Raw genomic sequence first — 24,080 nt, forward strand, 5'->3', positions numbered from 1 at the left:
TCCACACCGGACGGACCGCCCCACGCCCCGGAGGGCGGAAGGAGGAACGTGTCCGCGGTTACGCAATGGTTCGATGCCAACAGCATCACTGTGATCAACGGCCTGGCGTACGGCCTGCTGCTCTACACGCTGGCGGTCGGGCTCTCGCTCGTCTTCGGCATGCTCAACCTGCTCAACCTGGCGCACGGCACGCTCTTCCTGGCCGGCGCGTACGTCGCCGCGGTGGTGGTCGCGCCCGGCGGCGCCTGGCTGTCCTGGGTACTGGCGCTGACCATCGCGCTGCTCGTCGGCGCGGTCGCCGGCGTCGGGCTCACGGTCGCCACCAGGCCGCTGGCCCGGCGCGGGCACATGGCCGAGGCGCTGCTCACGCTCGGCATCTCCCTGGCCGGGTCGAGCCTGCTGCTGTGGGGCTTCGGGGCGGACGTCCGCTCGGTGCCCGCCCCGGCCGGGCTCGACGGGAGCGTCACGCTCTTCGGCGACCCGTACCCGGTCTACCGGCTCGTGCTGATCGGCTTCGGCCTGCTCGTGGCCGTACTGGCCGAGGTGATCCTGGAGCGGACCATGATGGGGGCGACGGTCCGGGCGATCGTCGCGGACCCCGACATCGTGCGCACGCTCGGTATCGACACACGAAAGATCCTCTACGGCGTGCTGGCGGTCGGCTCGGCGTTGGCCGTCGTGGCGGGCGTCCTCGGCGGACCGGTGCTCGGCGCCGGCCCCGGGCTCGACGGGCACGTCCTGCTGATCGCCCTCGTCGTGGTGGTGATCGGCGGCATGGGCTCGGCCCGCGGCGCCCTCATCGGCGGGCTGCTGATCGGCCAGGTGCAGACGCTCGGCACCGCGCTGGCCCCGGAGCTGGCCCCGTTCCTCATCTTCGGCGCGATGGCGCTGATCCTGGTCGTGCGACCGCACGGCCTGCTCGGCAGGGCGGAGGCGACCGCGTGAACAACTGGCTCTCCGACCGGCCCGCGCTGCGCGCGCTGCTGCCCGTGCTGGTCGTCCTCGCGGCCGCCGCGCCGCCGTTCCTGGCTGGCCCGTACGCCGTGTCCACGCTCACCCAAATCCTGGCCTTCTCGCTGCTGGTGATGAGCATCGTGCTGCTGATGGGCGTCGCCGGGATGCCGACGATCGGGCAGGCCGGCTTCTTCGGCGTCGGCGGCTACGCCACCGGGCTGCTCGCCAGCCGGCTGACCACCAACGCGTTGTTGCTGCTGCTCGTCTCCGCGGTCGCGGCCGCCGCCGTCGCCGCGGCCACCGGCTGGCTGCTGGTCCGGGCCCGCGGCGCGTACCTGCTCATGCTGACCCTCGCGATCGGCGAGATCCTGGCGCTGGTCGCGATCGCCCGGGTCACCCTGACCGGCGGCTCGGACGGGCTGGCCAACATCCCCGTGCTCAGCCTGTGGCCCGGCCTCGAGCTGCGGCACGTGGCGGTCGTCTACTGGTACATCGCGGCGGCCGTACTCGTCATGGGCGGGATCGTCGCGCTGCTGATCCGGGCACCGTTCGGGCGGGCGCTGCGCGGCATCCGGGACAACGAGCCGCGGATGCGGGCCGTCGGCTACAGCACCTCCCTCTACAAGTACGCGGCGTTCTGCGTCAGCGGCGCGTTCGCCGGTGTCGCCGGGTCGCTCTGGGTGACGCAGACGCTGTTCGTGTCGCCCGCGGACATGAGCTTCCACGCCTCGGCACTGGCCCTGCTGGCGCTGATCGTCGGCGGGCAGCAGAGCCTGTGGGGTGCGGTGGCCGGCTCGGCGCTGATCATCGTGGTGCAGAACATGCTCCCCATCTCGTTGCAGGGGCTGGGGCCGCTGGTGCTCGGCGCGGTGCTCGTCGTGGTCGTGTACGCGCTGCCGGACGGCTTCGCCGGGATCGCCGGGCTGCTGCGGCGATGGCGGGCGCGCGGTACCGGATCCTCCGGGCCGAGCGGTGGCGTCGAGGCCGCACCGGCGCGACGGATGGAGCGGGTATGAGCGAGCGCAGCGAGCGAATCGTCGAACTGAGCGCGTGTGGAGCCTCATGCCCGCCCGCGGCGAAGCGAGGACGGGCATGAGCGACGCACTCCAGATCGAGGGGCTGACCCGCGCGTACGGGGCACTGCGCGCCGTCGACGAGGTGACCCTGACCGTACGGGCCGGCGCCCGGCACGCCCTGATCGGCCCGAACGGCGCCGGCAAGTCGACGATGTTCAAGCTGCTGTCCGGCGAGGTCCGCCCGACGGCCGGCCGCATCCGGTACTTCGGCACCGACATCACCCGCCTGTCCCAGCCGCGCCGGGCACGGATGCGGATCTCGCAGACGTACCAGCACTCGAGCGTCTTCATGCCGCTGACCGTGCTGGAGAACGTCGCCCTCGCCGCCCAGCGCGTGCAGAACATCGGCACGGTCTGGTGGCGCGGCGCCGACCGGTACCCGGACCGCACCGCCGCCGCGCTGGAGAGCCTGGCCGCGGTCGGGCTGGGCGACCGGGCCGGCGCGCTGGCCTCGTCGCTGTCCCACGGCGAGCGCCGCCAGCTCGAACTCGCGCTCGCCCTGGTCTGCCGCCCGCGGCTGCTGCTGCTGGACGAGCCGACCGCCGGCATGTCCGCCACCGAGTCGGCGGCGTTCGTCGACCTGGTGCGGACCCTGCCGGACGACCTGACCGTGATCGTCGTGGAGCACGACCTCGACGTCGTCTTCAGCCTCGCCACCGACATCTCGGTGCTGCACCACGGCCAGTTGCTGGCCACCGGCACGCCGGAGCAGGTGTCCGCCGATCCCGGCGTCCAGGAGGCGTACCTGTCCTGGACGGTGGCGGACGACGACGACCTGGAGGTGTCCTCGTGAGCCCCTTGCTGGACGTGCGCGGCCTGCGGGCCGGCTACGACGGCAGCGTCGTGCTGCAGGGCATCGACGTTGCCATCGACGAGGGCACGGTGCTCGCGGTGCTCGGCCGCAACGGCGTCGGCAAGTCCACGCTCGTGATGTCGGTGATGGGGCTGGTGCGGGCGTACGACGGCAGCGTCCGCTTCGCCGGCCAGGACCTGACCGGCGCCCGCACCGACGTGATCGCCAACGCGGGCATCGCCCTCGTGCCGCAGGGCCGGCGCGTGCTCGCCCCGCTGACGGTCGAGGAGAACCTGCGCATCGCGATCCGCCGCAAGCGCCTGCGGGCCGGCAAGATCCGGGCCGAGGAGCGCGGCGACGAGGCCGGATCGCGCCGGCTGCCCGAGGCAGCCAGCGAGCGCGACCAGCACAGCGTCGGGCCGTGGACGCTGGAACGGGTCTACGAGCTGCTGCCCCGGCTGCGGGAGCGGCGCGGCAACCGCGGCAACCAGCTCTCCGGCGGCGAGCAGCAGATGCTCGCCATCGGCCGGGCGCTGCTGACCAACCCGCGGCTGCTGCTGCTCGACGAGCCTTCCGACGGGCTCTCGCCGATGGTGGTGCGCCAGGTCGCGGACGTCATCCGCACGCTGCGCGCCGACGGGATCACGGTCCTGCTCGTGGAGCAGAACGTACGCCTCGCCCTCGACCTCGCCGACGACGTCGCGGTCATGGTCAAGGGCGAGATCGCCTGGCGTACTGGTCCGGAGGAGTTCCGCCGGGACCGCGACCGCGTGCGGGCACTGATGAGCGTCGCCGGTGCGAAGGACAGGGAGGCATAGATGACCACGACGGGCTACGGCTGGGACGAACAGCGGGGAGTGTTCGTCCACCCCGAGAGCACGCCGTACGTGAGCGGCCCGCGACCGCTGCCGCAGAGCCTGGACCACCTGGAGGAGCGCGAGTACGTCTCGAACATGTCGGTCGAGGGGCGCTGGCCGACCGTCGTGCGCCTCACCCACACCTGGCAGAACGTGGTCGACATGGGCGGCCGGCGGTACATGTACCACTACTACCGGGACGCGCTCAACGTCTACGACATCACCGACCCGACCGCGCGGGACCTGATCCTGGAGAAGCGGTACGGGCCGGGCGAGGGCGAGTTCGGCGCCGCCGCCATCGCGTACAACGAGCGGCTCGGCGCCTGGATCATGGTGCAGTCCTTCGAGGTGCCGCGCACGTACGGCCCGGACTCCGACAAGTACCGCGACCCGTCGGTGCTGCCCCGCCTGATGTCCGTGCCCGGGTTCCGTGGGATCCGCGTGTACGAGCTGACCAGCCCCACCGACTGGAAGCTGCTCGCCGAGGTGCCGACCGGGCCGGTCGACCCCGCCACCGGCATCCACCAGGGCTCCGGCGGCGTCGACACGCCCGGCTACGACGGCGGCAGGTACCTGTACGTCTCGGCCGCGCCCGACGACACGTACATCAACCAGGAGTTCGCCACCTACCCGTACACGCCGGCACAGCTCATCTACGACCTGAGCGACCCCGGGCGTCCGGAGCTGGTCTCCACCTGGTGGGTCCCCGGCCAGCGGATCGGCGAGACCGAGGCGTACGAGTCGTGGAGCCGCCACGGCAACCGCACCTCCTGGATCGGCGCCCGCGTCCCCACCTCGGTACCGGTGTCGCCGGAGCGCGGCGGCCGGTACGGCTACGCCGTCATGGGCGGGCTCGGGCTGTACATCCTCGACCTCGCCGACCCGGCAGCCCCGAAGGTCGCCGGCCACCTCGAACTGCCGCACAGCTGGGCCGGCATCGAGGGCGACGTGGTCGACACCAGCCGGGTCGCCAGCCGGGGCGTCGTCTTCGTCAACGGCGGACCGATGAACGAGGACGGCTTCGAGCCGTACAAGGAGATCTACGTCATCGACGTCGCCGACCCGACCGCGCCCAGGATCGTGAGCACCTTCCCCCGGCCGGCGCCGCCGCCGGAGGCGCCGTACCGGGACTTCGTGTTCCGCCGCGGCAAGTTCGGCCCCAAGCGGTTCGGCTCCAACGCTCATCCGGGCACGGCGGACCCCAACCTGGCCCTGTACTCGTTCGGCAACGCCGGCGTGCAGATGTTCGACATCAGCGACGTGCGCTCGCCCGCCCAGGCCGGCTACTTCGTGCCGAGGATGACCGACGAGCTGGACAATCCACGCTCGTACCTCGTGCCGACCGAGAGCATCTTCGTCGAGTGGGACCGGCGCCTGGTCTGGGCGTTCACCAACTCCGGCATGTACCTGCTGACCAGCCCGCTGCTCGGCGAGCCCCGCCTGGACCTGGGCGGTGGCCGGTGACGGCGGACCTGATCCTGCTCGACGGCGAGATCACCACGGGCGCCGCGACGCGCGGCGTACCGGACCGCGCGGCGGCGCTCGCCGTGCGCGCCGGCCGCGTGCTCGCCGTCGGCTCCACCGCCGACATCCGGCGCCTGGCCGGCCCGGAGACCGCCGTGGTCGACCTCGGCGGCCGCTGCGTCATCCCCGGCCTGGTCGACAACCACATCCACTTCGTGCGCGCCGGCCTGACCTGGAACTCCGAGCTGCGCTGGGAACGCTGCCCCAGCCTCGCCGCCGGCCTCGCGACGATCGCCGAGGCGGCCCGCGTACGCCCGGCGGGGGAGTGGGTTCTGGTGATCGGGGGCTGGCACGAGCACCAGTTTCCGGAGAAGCGCGGGCCGAACCGGGCCGAGCTCGACCAGGTCGCGCCGGAGCAGCCGGTCCTGGTGCAGATGATGTACGACTGGGCGCAGGTCAACACGGCCGGCATGCGCGCGGCGGGCATCACCGCCGAGGTCGCGCGCGAGGCCGGGGCGCACCTGTTCGAGTGGGACGACCAGGGCGTGCCGACCGGCCGTGTGCTGGGCATGGAGGGCTGCAAGTGGCTCTACGCCCGGCTGCCCACCGAGACGGCCGAGCAGCAGGTCGCCTCGACCGCGCGGCTCTCCCGTGACCTCAACCGGTTCGCGGTGACCGCGCTGATCGACGGCGGCGGCGTGAACACCGGCCCGGACGTCTACGACGCGGTGTACGAAGTGGACCGTCGCGGGCAGCTCACCGTGCGAACCTTCCTGACCGTGCACGCCTCGGCGCGCGGCCGCGAGCACGAGGAGATCGCCGGCTACCTGCGGTACGGCCGCGCCCGCCACGGCAGCGAGACGCTGCGGCTGCTCGGCTTCGGCGAGGTCGTCCTCTACGGCCTGCACGACCGCGTGCACACCAGGGTCGACGTCACCGACGCCGACCGCGACGAGCTGACCGCCCTGTTCACGACCCTGGCCGCCAACGGCTGGCCGGTACAGATGCACGCGCACCGGCCGGAGATCATCGAGACGATCCTGACCGCCTGCGAGGCGGTGAACGCGCGCCACCGGCTCGCCCCGCTGCGGTGGGGGATCGTGCACGGCGAGATGATCGACGCCGAGCAGGTGGGGCGCATCCGCGCGCTCGGCCTGGGCGTGCTGACCCAGAGCCTGCTGCGCTTCCTGGGCAGCCAGGCCATCGGCGCGTTCGGCGCCGAACGCGTGCGCGACGCGCCGCCGCTGCGCGCGCTGCTGGACGCCGGGGTACCGGTCAGCGCCGGCACCGACGCGATGCGCGGCGCCTCGTACGACCCGTTCACGTCGCTGCACTTCTACCTGACCGGCCGCACGATCGGCGGCGAGCGGATCGTGGCCGAGGAGAACCTGCTCGACCGCGCCGAGGCGCTGCGTCTCTACACGCGCGGCAGCGCCTGGAACTGCTTCGCCGAACACGAGATCGGCGCCCTCGCGCCCGGCTTCCGGGCCGACCTGGCGGTGCTCTCCGACGACTACTTCACCACGGACGTGGACAAGATCGTGGCGATCGAGTCCGAGCTGACCCTGCTCGGCGGCCGGGCCGTCCACGCCAGCGGCGACCTCGCGAGCACCGTCGACGTACTCCCCGAGGAGGGGCGATGACCCGCAAGCTGCTGATCCGCGGCGGCCACGTCGTGACCATGGACCCCGCGCTGGGCGACCAGCCCGCCGCGGACGTACTGGTGGTCGACGGGCGGATCGCCGAGATCGCCCCCGGACTGTCCACCGTGGACGCCGAGGTGGTCGAGGCGACCGGCACGGTGGTGATCCCCGGCTTCGTGGACACGCACCGGCACACCTACCAGTCGCTGGTCCGCGGGCTGCTGCCGAGCTGCACGCTGGGCGAGTTCATGGGCACGATCTTCAACAGCGTGGCGCCCGCGTACACGCCCGACCTGATGCGGCTGGGAAACTACGTCGGCGCGCTCGACGCCCTCGACGCCGGCATCACCACGATGGTCGACTGGTCGCCGAGCGAGACCCCCGAGCACGCCGACGGGGCGATCGAAGGGCTGCGCCAGGCCGGCATCCGGGCGATGTACGCGCACGGGATGCCCGCCGGCGGCCAGTGGTGGTACCGCAGCGCGCTGGACCATCCCGCCGACGCCCGCCGGATCCGCGCCGAGCACTTCCCGAGCGACGACGGGCTGCTGACCATGGCGCTCGCGCTGCGCCAGCCCGGCAACGTGGTGGACGACGTGGCCGTGCGCGACTGGAACCTCTCCCGCGAGCTGGGCGTCCGGGTCTCGGTGCACACCGCGATGCGCTCCGGGGGCGCCACCGGCCATCCGATCCGTACCCTGCACCGGCTCGGCCTGCTCGGCGAGAACACCACGTTCATCCACTGCACCACCAGCGCCGACGACGAGATCGCGATGATCGCCGACTCGGGCGGGTCGGTCTCCATCGCGCCCTACGTCGAGCTGGTCATGGGGCACGGGCTGCCGCGGATCTCGGCGATGCTCGCGCACGGCGTGCCGCCGACCCTGAGCATCGACACGGTGACCACCTCGCCGGGCGACATGTTCACGCAGATGCGGATGGCGCTCGCGCTCGGCCGCGCGGAGGCCCTCGACGACGACCCGGAGGCCCCGTTCACACCGACGCTGACCCACCGCGACGTGCTGCGCCTGGCCACAGTGGACGGTGCCCGCGCCTGCGGGCTGGACGGCCGCACCGGCACGCTCACCCCGGGCAAGGCGGCGGACATCGTGCTGGTCCGCGCCGACACGATCCGCACGCTGCCGCGATACGACGCCGCCGGTACCGTCGTGGCCTGCGCCGACCGCGCGGACGTCGACACCGTGATCGTCGACGGCGTGGTCCGCAAGCGCGGCGGCGCGCTCGTCGGCGTCGACCTGCCCGCGCTGCGCGCCGAGGCGCTCGCCGCGCACGACACGATCATGTCCCGGGCGGGCCTGAAATGACCATCGCGCTGCGCAACTTCGTCGACGGCGCGTACGTCGACGGGGTCGGCGCCTTCGACAAGATCAGCCCGGTGGACGGGCAGGTGACCGCGACCGTGCACGAGGCGGGCCGGGCGCAGGTCGACGCCGCCGTGGCCGCCGCGCGCCGGGCGCTCGACGGCCCGTGGGGACGCACGACCGTGGGGGAGCGGGCCGCCCTGCTGCGCCGGATCGCCGACCGTGTGGAGGAGCGCTTCGAGGAGTTCGTCGCCGCCGAGGTCCGCGACACCGGCAAGCCCGTCGCGCAGGCGCGGCAGCTCGACGTCGCGCGGGCGGTCGCCAACTTCCGGTCGTTCGCCGACACGGTCAGCGCGCACGGCCTCGACTCGTTCCTCACCGAGCTGCCCGACGGGCAGCGCGCCCTCAACTACGCGGTCGCCCAGCCGCTCGGCGTGGTGGCGGTCATCGTGCCGTGGAACCTGCCGCTGCTGCTGCTCACCTGGAAGGTCGCGCCCGCGCTGGCCTGCGGGAACGCCGTCGTGGTCAAGCCCTCGGAGGAGACGCCCTCCACGGCGACCCTGCTGGCCGAGGTGATGGCGGAGGCCGGGCTGCCGGCCGGTGTCTACAACGTGGTGCACGGCTTCGGCCCGGGCTCCGCCGGCGAACTGCTGACCACGCACGACGGCATCGACGGCGTCACCTTCACCGGCGAGTCGGCCACCGGGTCGGCGATCATGCGCGCGGTCGCGCCGGCGGTCCGCCCGGTCTCCTTCGAGCTGGGCGGCAAGAACGCGGCCCTCGTCTTCGCCGACGCCGACCTGGAGAGGACCGTCGAAGGGCTGGCCCGCTCGGTGTTCACCAACACCGGGCAGGTGTGCCTGTGCACCGAGCGCGTGTACGTCCAGCGGCCGGTCTACGACGAGGTCACGGCCGGGCTGGTCGCCCGCGCGGCGGCGCTGCGCCTGGGCCGCCCCGAGCGGCCGGAGACGACCACCGGGCCGCTGATCTCGGTCGCCCACCGGGAGAAGGTCCGCTCGTACCTCGACCTGGCCCGGGAGGAGGGCGCCGAGGTGCTCACCGGCGGCGGCGTGCCCGACCTCGGCGCCGACCTTGCCGGCGGTGCCTGGATCGAGCCGACCCTCTGGGCCGGCCTGGACAACACCGCACGCACGCTCCGCGAGGAGGTCTTCGGCCCGGTCGCGGCGCTGGTCCCGTTCGACACAGAGGAGGAGGCGATCCGGTTGGCTAACGACACGCGGTACGGACTGGCGGCCGCCGTCTGGACCCGCGACCTGGAACGCGGCCACCGGGTCGCGCAGCGGATGCGGGTCGGGATGGCGTGGGTCAACACCTGGTTCCTGCGCGACCTGCGCTCGCCGTTCGGCGGGGTCGGGCTCTCCGGCATCGGCCGCGAGGGCGGCCGCCACTCGCTGCACTTCTACACGCAGCCGACGAACGTGTGCGTGCGGCTGTGACCGCCCCGGAGGCGGCCAGCGGGGCGGCGGAGCGGATCGAGGCGGCCGCGCGACGGCTGCTCGACGCGGCCGCGACCGGCACGCCGTGCGCCCCGGTCCGCGACCTGATCGGCGCCACCGACCAGGAGCGGGCGTACCAGGTGCAGGCGGCGGTCAACGCGTACCGGACCGCCGGCGGCCAGCGGGTCGTCGGCCACAAGATCGGCCTGACCTCGCCCGCCGTACAGGCCCAGCTCGGCGTGGGCAGCCCCGACTTCGGCACGCTCTTCGGCGACATGGCGTACGCCGACCGCGAGCCGATGCCGCTGTCCCGCTTCCTCCAGCCGCGGGTCGAGGCGGAGATCGCTTTCGTACTCGGCCGCGACCTCGACGTGCCCAGCCCGACCGTCGCCGACGTCGTACGCGCCACCGACCACGTGCTGGCGGCGGTCGAGGTCGTCGACTCGCGCATCGCCGGCTGGGACATCACGATCGCCGACACCATCGCCGACAACGCCTCCAGCGGAGCGTTCGTGCTCGGTACCGCCCCGAAGCGGCTCGCCGACGTCGACCTGCCGGGCGCCGGGATGGTGCTGGAGCACCGGGGCGAACCGGTCTCGGTCGGCGCCGGCGTGGCCTGCCTGGGCAGCCCGGTGGCGGCGGTGGTGTGGCTGGCCCGCGCGCTCGGCCGGCTCGGTACGCCGCTGCGCGCCGGCGAGGTGGTCCTCTCCGGCGCGCTCGGCCCGGTCGTCGCGGTGACCGCGCCGGGCGCGTTCCGGGCGCGGATCTCCGGCGTCGGCGAGGTCACCGCCGTATTCGACGAAGGGAGCCCCGCGTGACGACGACCCCCGTCGCGATCATCGGGTCCGGCAACATCGGCACCGACCTCATGTTCAAGGTCCATCGGCTCTCCGACTCGCTGCGGGTCGCCGCGATGGCCGGCATCGACGCGGACTCCGACGGCCTGGCCCGGGCCCGGCGGATGGGCGTCGCCACCACGCACGAGGGCGTCGACGGGCTGGTCGCCCTGCCCGAGTTCGCGGACGTCGCCGTCGTCTTCGACGCCACCTCGGCGGCCGCGCACGCCACCAACGTGGCCCGCGTCCGCGAGCACGGCAAGACGATGGTCGACCTGACCCCGGCCGCGCTCGGCCCGTACGTCGTGCCGCCGGTCAACCTCGACGCGCACCTCGACGCCGACGACATCAACATGGTCACCTGCGGGGGACAGGCGACCGTACCGATCGTCGCCGCGGTGTCCCGCGTGACGCCGGTGGCGTACGGCGAGATCGTCGCCTCCATCGCCTCGCGCAGCGCCGGCCCCGGCACGCGCGCCAACATCGACGAGTTCACGCACACCACCGCGACCGCCGTGGAACGGGTCGGTGGCGCCGAGCGGGGCAAGGCGGTCATCGTGCTCAACCCCGCCGAGCCGCCGCTGGTCATGCGAAACACCGTCTTCTGCCTAGTGGCCGAGGCCGACCAGGCGGCGATCGACGCGTCCGTGGCGGCGATGGTCGCCGAGGTGCGCGAGTACGTGCCCGGCTACCGGCTCAAGCAGGCCGTGCAGTACGACCCGGTGGAGCACGACTTCGTACCCGCACTCGGCCGGCCGTTCTCCGGCACCAAGGTCTCGGTCTTCCTGGAGGTGACCGGTGCGGGCCACTACCTGCCCGACTACGCCGGAAACCTGGACATCATGACGTCGGCGGCGGTGCGTACCGCCGAGCGGCTGGTGGCCCTGCGCGCGAAGGCGGTCTCCGCATGACCCACGTGTACGTGCAGGACGTGACCCTGCGGGACGGGATGCACGCCATCGGCCACCGGTACACGGTGGACCAGGTGCGGGAGATCGCCGCCGCCCTCGACGCGGCCGGGGTCGACGCGATCGAGGTCAGCCACGGCGACGGCCTCGGCGGCTCCTCGGTCGTCTACGGCCACGGCGCGCACACCGACCTCGACTGGATCGCGGCCGCCGCCGAGGTGGTGCGAAACGCCCGGCTCACCACGCTCCTGCTCCCCGGCATCGGCCGGATCGACGACCTCGCGCGGGCCCGCGACCTCGGCGTGACCAGCGTCCGGGTCGCCACGCACTGCACCGAGGCCGACGTCGCCGCGCAGCACATCAGCTGGGCCCGGGAGAACGGCATGGACGTGGCCGGCTTCCTCATGATGAGCCACCTCAACTCGCCGTCCGGGCTGGCCGAGCAGGCGAAGCTGATGGAGTCGTACGGCGCGCACTGCGTCTACGTCACCGACTCCGCCGGCCGGCTCACCACGCGGGACATGGCCGAGCGGGTCCGCGCGTACCGCGACGTGCTCGACCCGGCCACGCAGGTCGGCGTGCACGCCCACGAGAACCTGTCGCTCAGCGTGGCCAACAGCGTCGCCGCCGTGGAGAACGGCGTGACCCGGGTCGACGCCGCGCTCGCCGGGCAGGGCGCCGGCGCGGGAAACTGCCCGATCGAGGCGTTCGTCGCCGTGGCCGACCTGATGGGCTGGCGGCACGGCTGCGACCTGTTCGCGTTGCAGGACGCGGCCGAGGACCTCGTCCGTCCACTCCAGACCCGGCCGGTGCGGGTCGACCGGGAGACCCTGACCCTCGGGTACGCCGGCGTGTACTCCAGCTTCCTGCTGCACGCCGAGCGGGCGGCCCGCCGGTACGGCCTGGACGTGCGCGACATCCTCGTCGAGCTCGGCCGGCGGCAGATGGTCGGCGGGCAGGAGGACATGATCGTGGACGTCGCCCTCGACCTGCGCGAGGCGGCGAAGGAGGCGGTGGCATGACGGACTTCGACGCGCTCGCCGCGCGGCTGGACGAGGCGGCCCGCACCGCCGGCGCGGTGCCCCAGTTGACCCGCGAGGGGCCGCTGAGCCTCGCCGACGCGTACGCCGTGCAGCGTGCCCTCGTCGCCCTGCGCACCGCCCGGGGCGACGTACCGGTCGGCGTGAAGCTCGGCTTCACCAGCAAGGCCAAGGCCGCGCAGATGGGCGTCTTCGACGTCGTCGCCGGCGTGGTGACCGCGCGGATGCGGATAGCGGACGGCGCCGGCCCGGATTTCCCGCTCATCCATCCGCGCATCGAACCGGAGATCGCGTTTCGCCTCGACGCCGACGTGGACCCGGCCGCCCCCGCCGCCGACCTCACCTCGGCCGTGGGCGCGGTCGCGCCCGCACTGGAGATCATCGACAGCCGGTACCGCGACTTCTCCTTCACGCTGGAGGACGTCGTGGCCGACAACACCTCGGCCGCCGGCTTCGCGATCGGACCGTGGCGGGGCTTCGCCGCCGCCTCGGACGGGCTCGACCTGGGCAACCTGGGCGTGGTGCTCGAAGTGGACGGCGTGCCCGCCCAGACCGGCTCGACCGCCGCCATCCTCGGCCACCCCCTGCGCGCGCTGGCGGCGACCAAGCGGATGGCCGCCGCGTACGGGCTGCCGCTGCCGGCCGGCTCGGTCATCCTGGCCGGCGCGGCCACCGCCGCCGTACCGCTGGCCGCAGGCTCGGTGGTCGAGGCGACCGTCACCGGCCTCGGCCGGGTCACCGTCCAGAGGCCGTCATGAGTGAGTCCTTCCTGGTCGGGGGGAAGGCTGTCCCGCGGGGGCGCTTCCCGCACGCCAAGGTGGTCGGCGACCTCGTGTTCGTCTCCGGCACCAGCAGCCGCCGCCCCGACAACACCTTCGAGGGCGTGCGGGTCGACGCGCTCGGCGTGACCGACCTCGACATCCGCCAGCAGACCCGCGCCGTCATCGAGAACATCCGCGACATCCTGCGCGCCGCCGGCGCCGACCTCTCCGACCTGGTGCAGGTGACCACGTACCTGGTCAGCATGAACGACTTCGGCGGCTACAACGAGGTCTACGGCGAGTTCTTCGACGAGAACGGCCCGACCCGCACCACCGTCGCGGTCCACCAACTGCCCCACCCCCACCTGCTCATCGAGATGCAGGCGATCGCACACCGCTCACGGAAGGAGGAAGGCCCGCGATGACCACCATCCCGCCCGTCTTCAATTTCGAGGCCTGGGTCGACGAGCACCGCCACCTGCTCAAGCCGCCGGTGAACAACAAGCAGATGTGGGAACCGATGGGCGACTTCATCGTGCAGGTCGTCGGCGGCCCCAACCAGCGCACCGACTTCCACCTCGACCCGTACGAGGAGTGGTTCTACCAGGTCAAGGGAGACATGCACGTCAACCTGATGACCGACGAGGGGCCGCGGCGGATCGACATCCGCGAGGGCGAAATGTGGATGCTGCCGCGGAACACGCCGCACTCGCCGCAGCGGCCGCGGGAGGGCTCGATCGGGATCGTCATCGAGCGGATCCGCGAGGAGGGGACACTCGAGAAGTTCATGTGGTACTGCCCCGCCTGCGACGCCAAGGTGCACGAGATCGAGCTTCAGGTGCGCGACATCGTGGCCGACCTGCCGCCGGTGTTCGAGCGGTTCTACGGCGACGAGGGGGCGCGCACCTGCGGCTCGTGCGGCACGCTGCATCCGGGCAAGGGCTGACCGTGCCCCTGCCGGCCGGCACGATCGACGTGCACACCCACTTCGTACCAAAGGGCTGGCCCGACCTCGGCGAGGGCCAGCCCTGGCTGCGGGTCGAGTCGGAGCGCGAGGCCATGATCATGGTGGGCTCGCGCGAGTTCCGGCGCGTCACCGACGACGCCTGGAGCCCGGACGTGCGACTGTCCGACATGGACGCCGACGGGGTTGCCGCCCAGGTCGTCTCCCCCACACCGGTCTTCTTCTCCTACGAGCGAGCGGCCGGCGACGCGGAGAGGGTGGCGCGCGTCTTCAACGACCTCGCCCTGGAGATCTGCGCGCCGGCCGGCGGCCGCCTGCTGCCCTTCTGCCAGGTGCCGCTCCAGGACCCGGACGCCGCCTGCCGCGAGCTGGAACGCGCGGTCGCCGCCGGCCACCTCGGCGTGGAGATCGGCAACCACGTCGGCGAACGGGACCTCGACGACGCCGGCATCGTCACGTTCCTCCAGCACGCGGCCGGCCTGGGCGTACCGGTCTTCGTGCACCCCTGGGACATGGCCGCCTCGCCGCGCACCGACCGCTGGATGGCCCAGTGGCTGACCGGCATGCCGGCCGAGACGCACCTGTCGATCCTCGCGATGATCCTCGGCGGCGTCTTCGACCAGGTTCCCGACACGCTGCGGATCTGTTTCGCGCACGGGGGCGGCTCGTTCGCGTTCTGGCTGGGCCGGGTCGAGAACGCGTGGCACAAGCGGGCTGACGTCATCGCGACCTCCGCGGCACCGCCGTCGGCGTACCTGCACCGGTTCAGCGTGGACTCGGTGGTCTTCCGGCCGGAGGCGCTGCGGACGTTGGTCGACACGCTGGGCGCCGGGCAGGTGATGGTCGGCAGCGACTACCCGTACCCGCTGGGGGAGCGGCCGGTCGGTGAGGTGGTGCACCGGTCCGGCTTCCTCACCCCCGAGCAGCGCGCCGACATCCTCTCCGGCAACGCCCGCCGCTTCCTCGGCCTCCCGCGCGACCGGTGACACTTGCCCGTCAACCTCGTGAGGGGTCAGTGGAACAGTTTCAGGCCGACCACACCGGTCACGACCAGCAGCAGGCATATCAGGCGAGGCAGGCTGGCCGACTCGCCCAGGGCGAGCATGCCCACCGTGGCGGTGCCCACGGCGCCGATACCGACCCAGACCGCGTAGCCGGTGCCCACGGGGATCTCCCGCAGCGCGTAGCCGAGCCCGGCCATGCTCAGGAGCAGAGCCACCACGAAGATCCCGGTGGGAACGAGGCGACGGAAGCCCGCGCTTCGATCGAGCGCGACCGCCCACACGGTCTCCAGAACGCCGGAGATGACGAGCACGACCCAAGCCATGACGACCCACTTTCTCGGGCGGTCGTCTTGTCAAGGCCGGGTACGACGCGCACTCGTCCGGGATGACCGCACGCGCGCGGCATCGCGGTCCACCATAGCAACGCACCGTACCGATGGCGCACGTCGATCCGGCCAGCGACGCATGCGGCTGGTGGAATCCGGCGGCGACGGCCGTGAGGTCAGTCGGCCCGCTGCTTGCCGGTGTCCGCGTCGCTGGGATCCCGCTTCCCGCGACGGGCGGTCTCGCGCTGCTTGGAGGCCCCGAGGGTCACCTGCGCCTGCGAGGGCGCCTTGCCGTGCTCGCGAGCCTTGCGGGCACGCTGGCGGCGCTGGATGTTGTCGCCTTCCATCTCCTTGGATCCCATACCGCTGTCTGCCCACACGCCGCCCCGCCAACCCTGTTGGGCGAGGTCTGCCCAGGGCACGGACCGAGGCCGCCGTCCCGTTTCGGCTCCCGCATGCTGAATCTCGTTCGTTGTCCGAGTGGACGGCTTCCGGCGGACACGGTGCGGACGGCGGGTCAGGGGGCGGCGGGGTATGCGCGGGTCTCCGCCGCCTTGACCGCGGCCCAGACCGGTTGGCCGGGGGTGAGCTGGAGGTGTGCGGCGGCGGCCGGGGTGATGTCGGCGGCGACGTCGATGGGGCCGTCGAGCTGGATGCGCAGGTTGTCGCCGTGGCGTTGGATGCCGGTGATGGTGGCTGGCCAGACGTTGCGAGGGCTGCCGTCTGGGCGTCGCGGGTGCAGTGCCACGGCCGAGGGCGCGAACGCGACGAAGGCGTCGCCGTCGAGGCGGTCGGCGGTGGCCAGCGCGAATCCGTCGCCGACCCGGACGGTGTGCCCGTCGGCGGTGCCTCGGTAGAGGTTGAGGCCGACGAGGCGGGCCACGTAGTCGGTGCGCGGCTGGGCGGTGATGGTGGCGGCGTCGCCCTCCTGCACGACCTGGCCGTGCTCGACGATGACCAGCCGGTCGGCCAGCACGAGGGCGTCGAGCGGGTCGTGGGTGACCAGGAGCGTGGCGCCGGGGTGCTCGGCGAGGTGGCGGTGCAGCTCGGCGCGGGTGTCGAGGCGGGTACGGGCGTCGAGGGCGGCGAGCGGCTCGTCGAGCAGCAGCAGAGCCGGGTCGACGGCGAGGGCGCGGGCCAGCGCGACCCGCTGGGCCTCCCCGCCGGACAGGTGGCGGGGCTTGCGGGACGTGTAGTCGGCCAGCCCGACCCGCTCCAGCCAGGTCGCGGCGCGGGCGCGGGCGGCCTCGCGGCGTACGCCGTGGCGGCGCGGCCCGAACGCCACGTTGTCCAATGCGGACAGATGTGGGAAGAGCAGGTAGTCCTGGAAGACAACGCCGATCGGCCGCCGCTCCGCCGGTGTCCACACGCGACGGTCGGGGCGGTCGAGGTCGCGTCCCTCCAGCGCGATGTGCCCGGCGGTGAGGGGTTGCAGGCCGGCGAGGGCGCGTAGGGCGGTGGTCTTGCCGGCGCCGTTGGGGCCGAGCAGCGCGACGACCTCGCCCTTGTCGATGGCGATCGGCAGGTCGAGGCGGAACGTGCCGCGGTCGACGACCAGGTGCGCGTCCAGCAGCGGGCCCCCGCCGCGGACCGGCCCGATGTCACTCACGGCCGTCCTCGCTTCGCCGTGGGCCGCGATGAGGCTCCGAGCGCGCCGCTCCTGATGGTCGGCTCGCTCATGGGCTGGCGATCCACTTGTCGCGCAGGCAGGCCAGGATGGTGACCGAGACGGCGAGCAGGATGAGGCTGAGCACGATCGCGGCTTGCAGGTCGGTCTCCAGGGCGAGGTAGACGGCCAGGGGCATGGTCTGCGTGCGGCCGGGGAAGTTGCCGGCGAAGGTGATGGTGGCGCCGAACTCGCCGAGCGCGCGGGCCCAGCACAGCACCGCCCCGGCGGCGATGCCGGGGGCGACCAGCGGCAGCGTGACGTGGGTGAAGGTGGTCCACCGGCCGGCGCCGAGCGTGGCGGCGGCCTCCTCGTAGCGCGTGTCGGCACCGCGCAGCGCACCCTCGACGGCGATGACCAGGAACGGCATCGCGACGAACGCCTCGGCCAGTACGACGCCCGTGGTGGTGAACGGCAGGGTGACCCCGAAGGTCGAGTCGAGCCAGCCGCCGACGATGCCGCGCCGGCCGAAGACCAGCAGCAGCGCCACGCCGCCGACCACCGGTGGCAGCACGAGCGGGACGGTGACGAGGGCGCGGACCACGCGCCGGCCCGGGAACGGGACCCGGGCCAGCAGCCACGCGAGAGGTACGCCCAGGACGAGGCAGAGCAGCGTGGCGAGCGTGGCCGTCTGCAGCGACAGCCGCAGGGCGGTGAGCACGCCGGGCTCGGTCAGCCGCTGCGGCAGCGTGGTCCACGGCGCGCGGACCAGCAGCCCGGCCAGCGGCAGCACCAGAAACAGCAGGCCCAGGCCGGCCGGGACGATCAGCGGCAGCGGCACCCGCCCGGCGACCCGCCGGGGTGAGGCGGCCCGCACGGGCGAGGGCGCGCTGGTGGCCATCGGCTACGGCGCCTGGAATCCGGCCGCGGTCAGCACGGCCATGCCCTTGTCGGACTGGATGTAGGCGGCGAACGCCTGCGCGGCCGTCCTGTTGGGGGCGTCCTTCAGGACCACCAGGGGGTAGTCGTTGATCGCGCCGGCCGACTCGGGAAACTCGATGCCGTCCACATCGGACGCGGCGGCCTTGGCGTCGGTGCGGTAGACCAGGGCGGCGTCCACCTCGCCAAGCTTCACTTTGGAGAGTGCGGCCTTGACGTCCTGCTCCAGCGTCACCGGCGTGAGCTTGACGCCGGCCGCGTCGAGCGCCTTCTTCGCGGCGGCACCGCACGGCACCTGCTCCGCGCAGAGCGCGACCTTGACCCCCGGCTTGGTGAGGTCGGCGAGGCCGGTCACCCCGGCCGGATTTCCCTTGGGTACGGCGATGACGAGCTGGTTCTTCACGAAGGTGGCCGGCGTGCCGTCGCCGTTGCCGGCGTCGGTGACGGTCTTCATGGTGGCGGGGGAGGCGGCGGCGAAGATGTCGGCCGGCGCGCCCTGGTTGATCTGCGTGGCGAGCTGGGAGCTGCCGGCGAAGTTGAACGTCACCTTCGTGCCCGGGTTGGCCGCCTCGAAATCCTCGCCGATCTGCGTGAACGACTCGGTCAGCGACGCGGCCGCGAACACCGTCACCTCGCCGGTCACGCCCGAGCCGGTGGCGCTGGACCGCGGCGCCGCGCTGTCCTCGCCGTCGTCGCCGCCGCAGCCGGCCAGGCCGACCACCGCCACCGCGAGGAGCGCGGCCAGGCGTGTGCGGATCCCACTTGTCTTCACGAGCTGGTCCTCCCTCTATTGCCGACGGCCGGGGCGGACCGCTCCACCACGACCGTGGTCGACTTGATCACCGCCACGGCCACCGACCCGACCTCGAGGTCGAGGTCGTCGGCCGCCTCGCGGCTCATGAGCGAGACCAGCCGGAACGGCCCGGCCTGGATGTCGACCTGCGCCATCACCGTGTCCTTGACGACGGCGGTGACGATGCCGCGCAGCCGGTTGCGCGCCGAGGACGCGTCTGACCGCTCCTCGTCAGCGACCTGGGAGCGCACGAAGCCGGCCAGGTCGACACCGTCGATGACCCGGTGCCCGTGCTCGTCCCGGCCCGCGGCGAGGCGGCCCGCGTCGACCCACCGGCGCACCGTGTCCGCGCTCACCCCGAGCAGCTCGGCGGCCTCACCGATCCGAAACATTGTCACGCCAGAACCATAGCTGGCGGCAGATGCGATGCAAACCAGCCGTTCAGGCTCGCATCCTCCTGGGTCGCTGGCCTTTGTCGTACCGCAAATGCATGAGGCTCCCATCGCCGTCGCGGTCCGCTGACCCGCGTGTGGTCCCGCGGCGCGCCGAGCAGGTGATCTTATCCGTTGACAAGGGAAGCGTCGGGTGTTGAAAATCATGGCTCAGAACGACGGTTCCAGTGAATGAAACACCTCTGGGTGGTGCGGGGCACGACGCCGGCCACTACGCCGAGGCGATCTGGGTCGACACGCCCGGCGTCACCAGCGCGCGGCTGGAGGACTTCAGCTACGCGCACCGGCGCCGGCCGCTGCACCCCTTCGAGCCGGAGGCGAGTCTGCCGTGACCGTCACTCCCCAGGGCTGTCGGGCCCCTCCGGCGTGCCGCTCGGCCGGGTGATGCTCGCCGCCGCCGCGGCCAGGGCCTGCGCGAAGCGGTCGACCTCCTGGAGCGGGAAGCGGCTGGCGGGGGCGCTGAGGCTCAGCGCGGCCGGAATCCTGGTGTGCGGGATCGGCACGGCCAGGCAGCGACCGTCGATCTCGTTCTCCCCGTTGTCCATCGCGTAGCCCAGCCGGCGCACCCGGGTCAGCTCGGCGAAGTAGTCGTCGAGCCGGTCGATGGTGTTGGGCGTGAGCCGCGGCGTGCCGGCCCGCTGGAGGATCTCCCTGACCCGGCTCTCCGGGAGGTTGGCCGCGATCGCCTTGCCGAGCGCGGTGCTGTGCAGCGGGTCGCGGTCACCGCGGCGGGCGGCGAGGCGGACGCCTCGGCGACTCTCCACGATGTCCAGATAGATGACCGCGTCGCCGTCGAGGACCCCGAGGTTGGTGGTCTCCTTGAGGTCGTCGCGCAGCTTCTCCAGCCAGGGGTGGGCCCGCTGGCGCAGCATCTCCAACTGCCGCGACTGCATGCCCACGAAGCCGAGCCCGAGCCGGTAGGTGCCGGTCTCCGGGTCGCGCTCGACGTAGCGGTGCGTCTCCAGCGTCCACAGGTATCGGAACGCCGACGACTTCGGCAGCTCGGTCGCGGTGGCCACCTCGCCCAGCGAGACCCCGTCGACCGCACCTTGGAGCAGGTTGAGGATGGAACAAACCCGCTCGACGGCGCGCACCGAGTAGGCCGGTGCGGACTCGTCGGCGGTGGTGTCTTCGGCTCTTGTCACGGCCGACCGCCTCGGCTGATGAGGATCCCTCCGCGTCTCGTCCGGCGTGTGTCTCATCTGGCGAATGAGGAATTTTAAGACGCCGTGGCCATCACTATAGCGGAGCTGGCGGTGGCCGCGCCTACCCGGCTTGGGCGTCCAGGGCCTCCCTTTGGGGGAAGGAGTTCCGGGCCGAACCGGCGGTGCCGACGCGATTGACGGCGAGATCAACACGGCAGTAGGGTGAGCGCCGAAATGAACTCTTAGTTTCATCAGATGGCACAGCAGCGTCCGGATCGCCGGGGCACCAGGCGATCCCGCCCCCCTTCGTCCCCCTCCGAGCCCGCCGGGCTGGCCCGCCCGCCGGAGCTTCCAACCCACGTGGCGCAGCAACGGCAGGAGCACCACACATGACAACCAGCGATCTGGTACGCCGTGGCGAACGCTCGGCGGCACTGCGCGAGCAGGCCTTGCGTCGGACCCCCGGTGGCGTCCACTCAAACGTCCGCCTCAACGGCCCGCAGGTCTTCATCGAGCGGGCCAAAGGCGCGTGGCTGTACGACGTCGACGGCCGCGACTACGTCGACCACCTGCTCGGGCAGGGCCCGAACTTCCTGGGCCACGCCCCCGGCGACATCCTCGCCGCCGTCGAACGGGCCTGCCGCGACGGGATGATCTACGGCGGCCAGCATCCGCTGGAGGTGGCCGCCGCCGACGCGGTCTGCGACGCCCTGGGCTGGGCGGAGCGGATCCGGTTCGGCGTCACCGGCACCGAGCAGGTCCAGGCCGCGATGCGCCTGGCCCGCGCCGCCACCGGCCGACCCAAGATCATTCGGTTCGAGGGGCACTACCACGGCTGGTTGGACAACATCCTGATCGCGCCCGGAGAGCGGGGGTGGGGCCCGGCCACCGCCGGACAGACGCCCGCGCACCTGGCCGACGTGATCGTGCTTCCGTGGAACGACGCGGACGCGGTCCGGCGGACGATGGCCGAACGCGGTTCGGAGATCGCCGGCATCATCACCGAAGCCATGATGATCAACACTGGCTCGATCCTGCCCCGCCCCGGTTTCCTGGAGACGCTGCGCGAGCTGTGCACCGCGCACGGCGCCGTGCTGATCTTCGACGAGGTCATCTCCGGCTTCCGGATCGCCCTCGGCGGCGCGGCGGAGCGGTTCGGCGTCACACCGGACCTCGCCACCTACGGCAAGGCGATGGCCGGCGGCTGGCCGGTCGCCGCGCTGGCCGGCCGGGCGGATCTGATGGACCGCTTCGGCACGGGCGAGGTCAACCACTCCGGCACCTTCAACAGCTCCACCATGGCCATGGCGGCGACCCTCGCCACCGTGACCAGACTCCGTGAACGGCCACCGTACGAGCAGATCAGCGGCTATGGCGACGCGCTGCGCGAGCACCTGGTCGCCCTCGCCGCCAAGCACGGTGTGCCACTGCGCGTGCAGGGGCTGCCCATGGCCTTCCACGTCTCCTTCGGCACCGACGACGCGCCCGGCGGGGATGTGGCCGACCACCGCGGCTTGAGCCGGCTCGACCTGGCCCGGTACGAACGCTTCGCCGCCCACCTCGTCGACCACGGCGTGTGGGTGGCCGGTCGCGGCATCTGGTACGTCTCCGCCGCGCACGGGGACGCCGAACTCGCCGCGACCGTCGAGCGGCTGGACCGCGCCTTCGCCACCTGGGTCGCCGACGAGTCCTGACCCCGGCGGACCCTCCACTCCACTCGCCGCAACCTCCGACCGCTACCTCCATCGACCGGCGGCCACGTCTGGCGATCGGCCGGTCACCAGCGAGGAGGGTTCCACGTCCTGGAGAGCCTCCAGTGCTCAACGGCGGCATCGAGACCCTCGCCTACGCTGGCAAGCGGGACGGCCAGGTGGAGGCGTCCGAGTTCCTGCTCGAGTACGGCTGGCCGTACGGGCACTTCACCTTCCTCGACCGCCAGATCGAGTGGATGCTGCTCAACAAGGAGGCGCCGTACCCGGTCTCCGACGGCTCACGACGTGGCGTCCCCGCCGAGGATGGTTTTCGCGGCCTGCCACGCCGCCGCGGCCCGCTCACCACGAGGACCGGACCGCGAACGTCATCGCCCCCCGGTCGCCGGTCGCGGCGATGAAGAGCCGGGACTGGCGGTGGACGAGGTGACGGTCCGGATAGTTGTACGACCGGAGTGACACGTCGCGCCCGGTCGGGCCGGTGCCGGGGCAGAACGTGGCGTCGGCGGCGAAGAGGGCGGTGGCGTCGCGCCGGTGCAGGTGGATGGCGAAATCCTGGTGGCGCAGGTAGTAGCCCGGATAGTTGACCGCCTCCAGCGACACGCACCGCCCGTCGGCCAGGCCCGCCCGCACCGTGAACGTCGAGTCGGCCTTGTCGAGCGCCGAGCTGCCCGCGCCGACCGGGTCGATCCGGCCGAGGAACTGCCGGTGCCGCACGCGGTAGCCGGGATGGGTCACCGGCTCCAGGCCGATCCGCGTGCCCGGAGTCAGCGCCGGCCCGGTGGTGGGGGAGGGGGCGGCCACGGCCGGCCGCGAGGGGGTCGCCCGGACCTTCTCCTCGACCGGAGTGGTCGGCGTGCCGGTGCCGCGCGGGCTCGGTGTCGGCGAGGGCGTCCGCTTCCCCGGACCGGTGGCTGCCGGCTCGGGAATCTCCGGCCAGTAGCTGAGATCCTCGGTGACCGGCGGCGTCTCCGACAGCGCGGCCGGCGGCACCTCACCGCCGCGGGTGAGGGCGCTGCCGAGTGCGGCGAGCCCGACCATCGCCAGGGCCACCAGCGCGGCCCGGGCCCGCCAGGAAAGGGCCCGGGCGTGCCGCCGCACGGCCATCCTCATTGGAGCCTCCCGAACATCGGCCCTACCTTGCCACGCCCGCGCCGGCAAGACCAGACCGCGACGTCCACTGTGTAGCGCCACCGTGTCACCCGCGCGGGTAGCTCGATCAGTGCCGAAACCATCACGATCGGCGGTCGCCGGGGTCGCCGTTCCGTCCGATGGAGCCGATCAGCGCCGGGCCCTAACCTGCCGGCATGAGGGCGACCGATCCGCCGACGGGCCTCGTCTTCGGCACGCTCCTGCTGGGCCTGCTGGCCGCCCTCTTCTGGCCGGTGACCCGCTACCTGATCACCATCGCCCACGAGGGCTCGCACGCGCTCTTCGGCTCGGTCACCGGCGGCACGGTCGACTCGGTGACGGTCAACGCGGACAGCACCGGACTGACCGGCATCTTCACCTCGAGACCCTTCATCCCGGCGCTGGCCGGCTACGTCGGTCCCTCGCTGTTCGGCATCGTCGGGGCCATGATGCTGGCCGCCGGCGCCCGCCCCGACGCCGTGCTCTGGGTCGCCGTCGTCCTGCTCGCCGTGATCCTGCTCCAGATGCGCAACGCGTTCGGCGTGCTGGCGGTCGTGGTCGCCGGCTTCTTCCTCGTCATGCTCGTGCACAACGCGTCACCGGACCTGCGCGCGGTGTGCGCGTACACGCTGGTGTGGTTCCTCCTGCTGGGCGGCTTCTTCTCGGCCCTCCAGTGGAATCGCCGGAGCGTCGGCTGGTCCAGCGACGCGGGCATCCTCCGCGAGCTGACCCGGCTGCCGATGGGCTTCTGGGGCATCCTGTGGTGGCTGTTGACACTGGCCGCCCTCATCTACGGCGGCGGCATCCTCTTTGGCGCGATCGGCGCCCCAGGCTCCGCCGGAGGCGCCTGACAGCGCGGAGGCCCGCGACGGCTGACAGACCTCGCGGCCCCCGAGATCG

General features: G+C 72.7%; 27 protein-coding genes and 1 riboswitch. Of the genes, 19 read left to right on the forward strand and 8 right to left on the reverse strand.

Annotated elements, in window-relative coordinates:
* Positions 1-48 precede the first annotated feature (48 nt).
* The 15 genes from ACFFIA_RS29270 (at position 49) to ACFFIA_RS29340 (ending at position 15,061) form a co-directional block, all read left to right on the forward strand.
* A complete protein-coding gene (locus tag ACFFIA_RS29270) occupies positions 49-945 on the forward strand; it encodes a branched-chain amino acid ABC transporter permease (protein WP_377256719.1) in 897 nt (298 codons plus the stop codon).
* Positions 942-1,970 (forward strand): branched-chain amino acid ABC transporter permease, encoded by a 1,029-nt coding sequence (locus tag ACFFIA_RS29275; protein ID WP_377256722.1) that lies wholly within the window; start codon positions 942-944, stop codon positions 1,968-1,970. The genes ACFFIA_RS29270 and ACFFIA_RS29275 overlap by 4 nt, the downstream gene beginning before the upstream one ends.
* Before the next feature lie 76 nt (positions 1,971-2,046).
* Complete coding sequence (locus ACFFIA_RS29280; protein WP_377256725.1) at positions 2,047-2,823, forward strand: ABC transporter ATP-binding protein; 777 nt, start codon at positions 2,047-2,049, stop codon at positions 2,821-2,823.
* Positions 2,820-3,641 (forward strand): ABC transporter ATP-binding protein, encoded by an 822-nt coding sequence (locus ACFFIA_RS29285; protein WP_377256728.1) that lies wholly within the window; start codon positions 2,820-2,822, stop codon positions 3,639-3,641. The genes ACFFIA_RS29280 and ACFFIA_RS29285 overlap by 4 nt, the downstream gene beginning before the upstream one ends.
* A complete protein-coding gene (locus ACFFIA_RS29290) occupies positions 3,642-5,144 on the forward strand; it encodes an LVIVD repeat-containing protein (protein WP_377256730.1) in 1,503 nt (500 codons plus the stop codon). It begins immediately after the preceding gene.
* On the forward strand, positions 5,141-6,787 hold the full coding sequence (locus ACFFIA_RS29295; RefSeq protein ID WP_377256733.1) for an amidohydrolase: 1,647 nt from the start codon (positions 5,141-5,143) through the stop codon (positions 6,785-6,787). The genes ACFFIA_RS29290 and ACFFIA_RS29295 overlap by 4 nt, the downstream gene beginning before the upstream one ends.
* On the forward strand, positions 6,784-8,112 hold the full coding sequence (locus ACFFIA_RS29300) for an amidohydrolase family protein (RefSeq protein WP_377256735.1): 1,329 nt from the start codon (positions 6,784-6,786) through the stop codon (positions 8,110-8,112). The genes ACFFIA_RS29295 and ACFFIA_RS29300 overlap by 4 nt, the downstream gene beginning before the upstream one ends.
* Positions 8,109-9,566, forward strand: coding sequence for a 2-hydroxymuconic semialdehyde dehydrogenase (locus ACFFIA_RS29305; protein ID WP_377256738.1), 1,458 nt, complete (start codon positions 8,109-8,111; stop codon positions 9,564-9,566). The genes ACFFIA_RS29300 and ACFFIA_RS29305 overlap by 4 nt, the downstream gene beginning before the upstream one ends.
* Positions 9,563-10,384 carry a 2-keto-4-pentenoate hydratase gene (locus ACFFIA_RS29310; RefSeq protein ID WP_377256741.1) on the forward strand — a complete coding sequence of 274 codons (822 nt, stop codon included), beginning with the start codon at positions 9,563-9,565 and terminating at the stop codon, positions 10,382-10,384. Before ACFFIA_RS29305 ends, ACFFIA_RS29310 begins: the two co-directional genes overlap by 4 nt.
* On the forward strand, positions 10,381-11,313 hold the full coding sequence (locus ACFFIA_RS29315) for an acetaldehyde dehydrogenase (acetylating) (protein ID WP_377256744.1): 933 nt from the start codon (positions 10,381-10,383) through the stop codon (positions 11,311-11,313). The genes ACFFIA_RS29310 and ACFFIA_RS29315 overlap by 4 nt, the downstream gene beginning before the upstream one ends.
* Positions 11,310-12,332 (forward strand): 4-hydroxy-2-oxovalerate aldolase, encoded by a 1,023-nt coding sequence (gene dmpG, locus ACFFIA_RS29320; RefSeq protein WP_377256747.1) that lies wholly within the window; start codon positions 11,310-11,312, stop codon positions 12,330-12,332. Before ACFFIA_RS29315 ends, dmpG begins: the two co-directional genes overlap by 4 nt.
* On the forward strand, positions 12,329-13,108 hold the full coding sequence (locus ACFFIA_RS29325; RefSeq protein WP_377256750.1) for a 2-keto-4-pentenoate hydratase: 780 nt from the start codon (positions 12,329-12,331) through the stop codon (positions 13,106-13,108). The genes dmpG and ACFFIA_RS29325 overlap by 4 nt, the downstream gene beginning before the upstream one ends.
* Positions 13,105-13,536 carry a RidA family protein gene (locus ACFFIA_RS29330; RefSeq protein WP_377256752.1) on the forward strand — a complete coding sequence of 144 codons (432 nt, stop codon included), beginning with the start codon at positions 13,105-13,107 and terminating at the stop codon, positions 13,534-13,536. Before ACFFIA_RS29325 ends, ACFFIA_RS29330 begins: the two co-directional genes overlap by 4 nt.
* Positions 13,533-14,057 carry a 3-hydroxyanthranilate 3,4-dioxygenase gene (locus tag ACFFIA_RS29335; RefSeq protein ID WP_377256755.1) on the forward strand — a complete coding sequence of 175 codons (525 nt, stop codon included), beginning with the start codon at positions 13,533-13,535 and terminating at the stop codon, positions 14,055-14,057. Before ACFFIA_RS29330 ends, ACFFIA_RS29335 begins: the two co-directional genes overlap by 4 nt.
* The gene (locus tag ACFFIA_RS29340) at positions 14,027-15,061 is read left to right on the forward strand and encodes an amidohydrolase family protein (protein WP_377256758.1); all 1,035 of its coding nucleotides are present in this window, start codon (positions 14,027-14,029) and stop codon (positions 15,059-15,061) included. Before ACFFIA_RS29335 ends, ACFFIA_RS29340 begins: the two co-directional genes overlap by 31 nt.
* Positions 15,062-15,087: 26 nt before the next feature.
* On the opposite strand, the gene ACFFIA_RS29345 is transcribed toward ACFFIA_RS29340, so the two are convergent.
* The 6 genes from ACFFIA_RS29345 to ACFFIA_RS29370 form a co-directional block, all read right to left on the reverse strand.
* Complete coding sequence (locus ACFFIA_RS29345) at positions 15,088-15,402, reverse strand: DMT family transporter (protein WP_377256761.1); 315 nt, start codon at positions 15,400-15,402, stop codon at positions 15,088-15,090.
* Between the two features lie 15 nt (positions 15,403-15,417).
* Positions 15,418-15,488: riboswitch (guanidine-III (ykkC-III) riboswitch) on the reverse strand.
* Between the two features lie 93 nt (positions 15,489-15,581).
* Entirely contained in the window at positions 15,582-15,767 is a 186-nt protein-coding gene (locus ACFFIA_RS29350; RefSeq protein ID WP_377256764.1) for a hypothetical protein, read from the reverse strand.
* Between the two features lie 155 nt (positions 15,768-15,922).
* Positions 15,923-17,005 (reverse strand): ABC transporter ATP-binding protein, encoded by a 1,083-nt coding sequence (locus ACFFIA_RS29355; RefSeq protein ID WP_377257274.1) that lies wholly within the window; start codon positions 17,003-17,005, stop codon positions 15,923-15,925.
* A gap of 76 nt (positions 17,006-17,081) precedes the next feature.
* Positions 17,082-17,912 carry an ABC transporter permease gene (locus ACFFIA_RS29360; RefSeq protein ID WP_377256767.1) on the reverse strand — a complete coding sequence of 277 codons (831 nt, stop codon included), beginning with the start codon at positions 17,910-17,912 and terminating at the stop codon, positions 17,082-17,084.
* Between the two features lie 3 nt (positions 17,913-17,915).
* Entirely contained in the window at positions 17,916-18,707 is a 792-nt protein-coding gene (gene modA / locus ACFFIA_RS29365) for a molybdate ABC transporter substrate-binding protein (RefSeq protein ID WP_377257277.1), read from the reverse strand.
* An 11-nt stretch (positions 18,708-18,718) separates the two neighbouring features.
* Positions 18,719-19,141: a TOBE domain-containing protein gene (locus tag ACFFIA_RS29370; RefSeq protein ID WP_377256770.1), complete on the reverse strand. Its 423-nt coding sequence runs from the start codon at positions 19,139-19,141 to the stop codon at positions 18,719-18,721.
* Between the two features lie 221 nt (positions 19,142-19,362).
* Between ACFFIA_RS29370 and ACFFIA_RS29375 the strand changes: the two genes are divergently transcribed.
* Positions 19,363-19,527, forward strand: a complete 165-nt coding sequence (locus tag ACFFIA_RS29375) for a hypothetical protein (protein ID WP_377256773.1) — start codon at positions 19,363-19,365, stop codon at positions 19,525-19,527.
* A gap of 3 nt (positions 19,528-19,530) precedes the next feature.
* Here the strand turns inward: ACFFIA_RS29375 and ACFFIA_RS29380 are convergent, their stop codons facing one another.
* Positions 19,531-20,340, reverse strand: a complete 810-nt coding sequence (locus tag ACFFIA_RS29380) for an IclR family transcriptional regulator (protein ID WP_377256776.1) — start codon at positions 20,338-20,340, stop codon at positions 19,531-19,533.
* 389 nt (positions 20,341-20,729) lie between these two features.
* Here ACFFIA_RS29380 and ACFFIA_RS29385 point away from each other — a divergent pair, with 389 nt between their 5' ends.
* Together ACFFIA_RS29385 and ACFFIA_RS29390 are read left to right on the forward strand one after the other, a co-directional pair.
* Positions 20,730-22,034, forward strand: coding sequence for an aspartate aminotransferase family protein (locus ACFFIA_RS29385; protein WP_377256779.1), 1,305 nt, complete (start codon positions 20,730-20,732; stop codon positions 22,032-22,034).
* 122 nt (positions 22,035-22,156) lie between these two features.
* Positions 22,157-22,450 carry a hypothetical protein gene (locus ACFFIA_RS29390; RefSeq protein WP_377256782.1) on the forward strand — a complete coding sequence of 98 codons (294 nt, stop codon included), beginning with the start codon at positions 22,157-22,159 and terminating at the stop codon, positions 22,448-22,450.
* On the opposite strand, the gene ACFFIA_RS29395 is transcribed toward ACFFIA_RS29390, so the two are convergent.
* Complete coding sequence (locus ACFFIA_RS29395) at positions 22,392-23,162, reverse strand: AbfB domain-containing protein (protein WP_377256785.1); 771 nt, start codon at positions 23,160-23,162, stop codon at positions 22,392-22,394. The genes ACFFIA_RS29390 and ACFFIA_RS29395 overlap by 59 nt on opposite strands.
* 194 nt (positions 23,163-23,356) lie before the next feature.
* Here ACFFIA_RS29395 and ACFFIA_RS29400 point away from each other — a divergent pair, with 194 nt between their 5' ends.
* Positions 23,357-24,031: a M50 family metallopeptidase gene (locus tag ACFFIA_RS29400; protein ID WP_377256788.1), complete on the forward strand. Its 675-nt coding sequence runs from the start codon at positions 23,357-23,359 to the stop codon at positions 24,029-24,031.
* Positions 24,032-24,080 lie beyond the last annotated feature (49 nt).

Source organism: Phytohabitans kaempferiae (genome assembly GCF_042433955.1).
Lineage (GTDB): Bacteria > Actinomycetota > Actinomycetes > Mycobacteriales > Micromonosporaceae > Phytohabitans > Phytohabitans kaempferiae.

What these genes read in the sequence shown, in the direction of transcription:
- ACFFIA_RS29325 (WP_377256750.1), top strand. Translation starts at nt 12,329, where the DNA reads ATGACGGACTTCGACGCGCTCGCCGCGCGGCTGGACGAGGCGGCCCGC.
- ACFFIA_RS29290 (WP_377256730.1), top strand. Translation starts at nt 3,642, where the DNA reads ATGACCACGACGGGCTACGGCTGGGACGAACAGCGGGGAGTGTTCGTC.
- ACFFIA_RS29385 (WP_377256779.1), top strand. Translation starts at nt 20,730, where the DNA reads ATGACAACCAGCGATCTGGTACGCCGTGGCGAACGCTCGGCGGCACTG.
- ACFFIA_RS29300 (WP_377256735.1), top strand. Translation starts at nt 6,784, where the DNA reads ATGACCCGCAAGCTGCTGATCCGCGGCGGCCACGTCGTGACCATGGAC.
- dmpG (WP_377256747.1), top strand. Translation starts at nt 11,310, where the DNA reads ATGACCCACGTGTACGTGCAGGACGTGACCCTGCGGGACGGGATGCAC.
- ACFFIA_RS29345 (WP_377256761.1), bottom strand. Translation starts at nt 15,402, where the DNA reads ATGGCTTGGGTCGTGCTCGTCATCTCCGGCGTTCTGGAGACCGTGTGG.
- ACFFIA_RS29350 (WP_377256764.1), bottom strand. Translation starts at nt 15,767, where the DNA reads ATGGGATCCAAGGAGATGGAAGGCGACAACATCCAGCGCCGCCAGCGT.
- ACFFIA_RS29335 (WP_377256755.1), top strand. Translation starts at nt 13,533, where the DNA reads ATGACCACCATCCCGCCCGTCTTCAATTTCGAGGCCTGGGTCGACGAG.
- ACFFIA_RS29305 (WP_377256738.1), top strand. Translation starts at nt 8,109, where the DNA reads ATGACCATCGCGCTGCGCAACTTCGTCGACGGCGCGTACGTCGACGGG.
- ACFFIA_RS29400 (WP_377256788.1), top strand. Translation starts at nt 23,357, where the DNA reads ATGAGGGCGACCGATCCGCCGACGGGCCTCGTCTTCGGCACGCTCCTG.
- ACFFIA_RS29360 (WP_377256767.1), bottom strand. Translation starts at nt 17,912, where the DNA reads ATGGCCACCAGCGCGCCCTCGCCCGTGCGGGCCGCCTCACCCCGGCGG.
- ACFFIA_RS29330 (WP_377256752.1), top strand. Translation starts at nt 13,105, where the DNA reads ATGAGTGAGTCCTTCCTGGTCGGGGGGAAGGCTGTCCCGCGGGGGCGC.
- ACFFIA_RS29395 (WP_377256785.1), bottom strand. Translation starts at nt 23,162, where the DNA reads ATGAGGATGGCCGTGCGGCGGCACGCCCGGGCCCTTTCCTGGCGGGCC.
- ACFFIA_RS29280 (WP_377256725.1), top strand. Translation starts at nt 2,047, where the DNA reads ATGAGCGACGCACTCCAGATCGAGGGGCTGACCCGCGCGTACGGGGCA.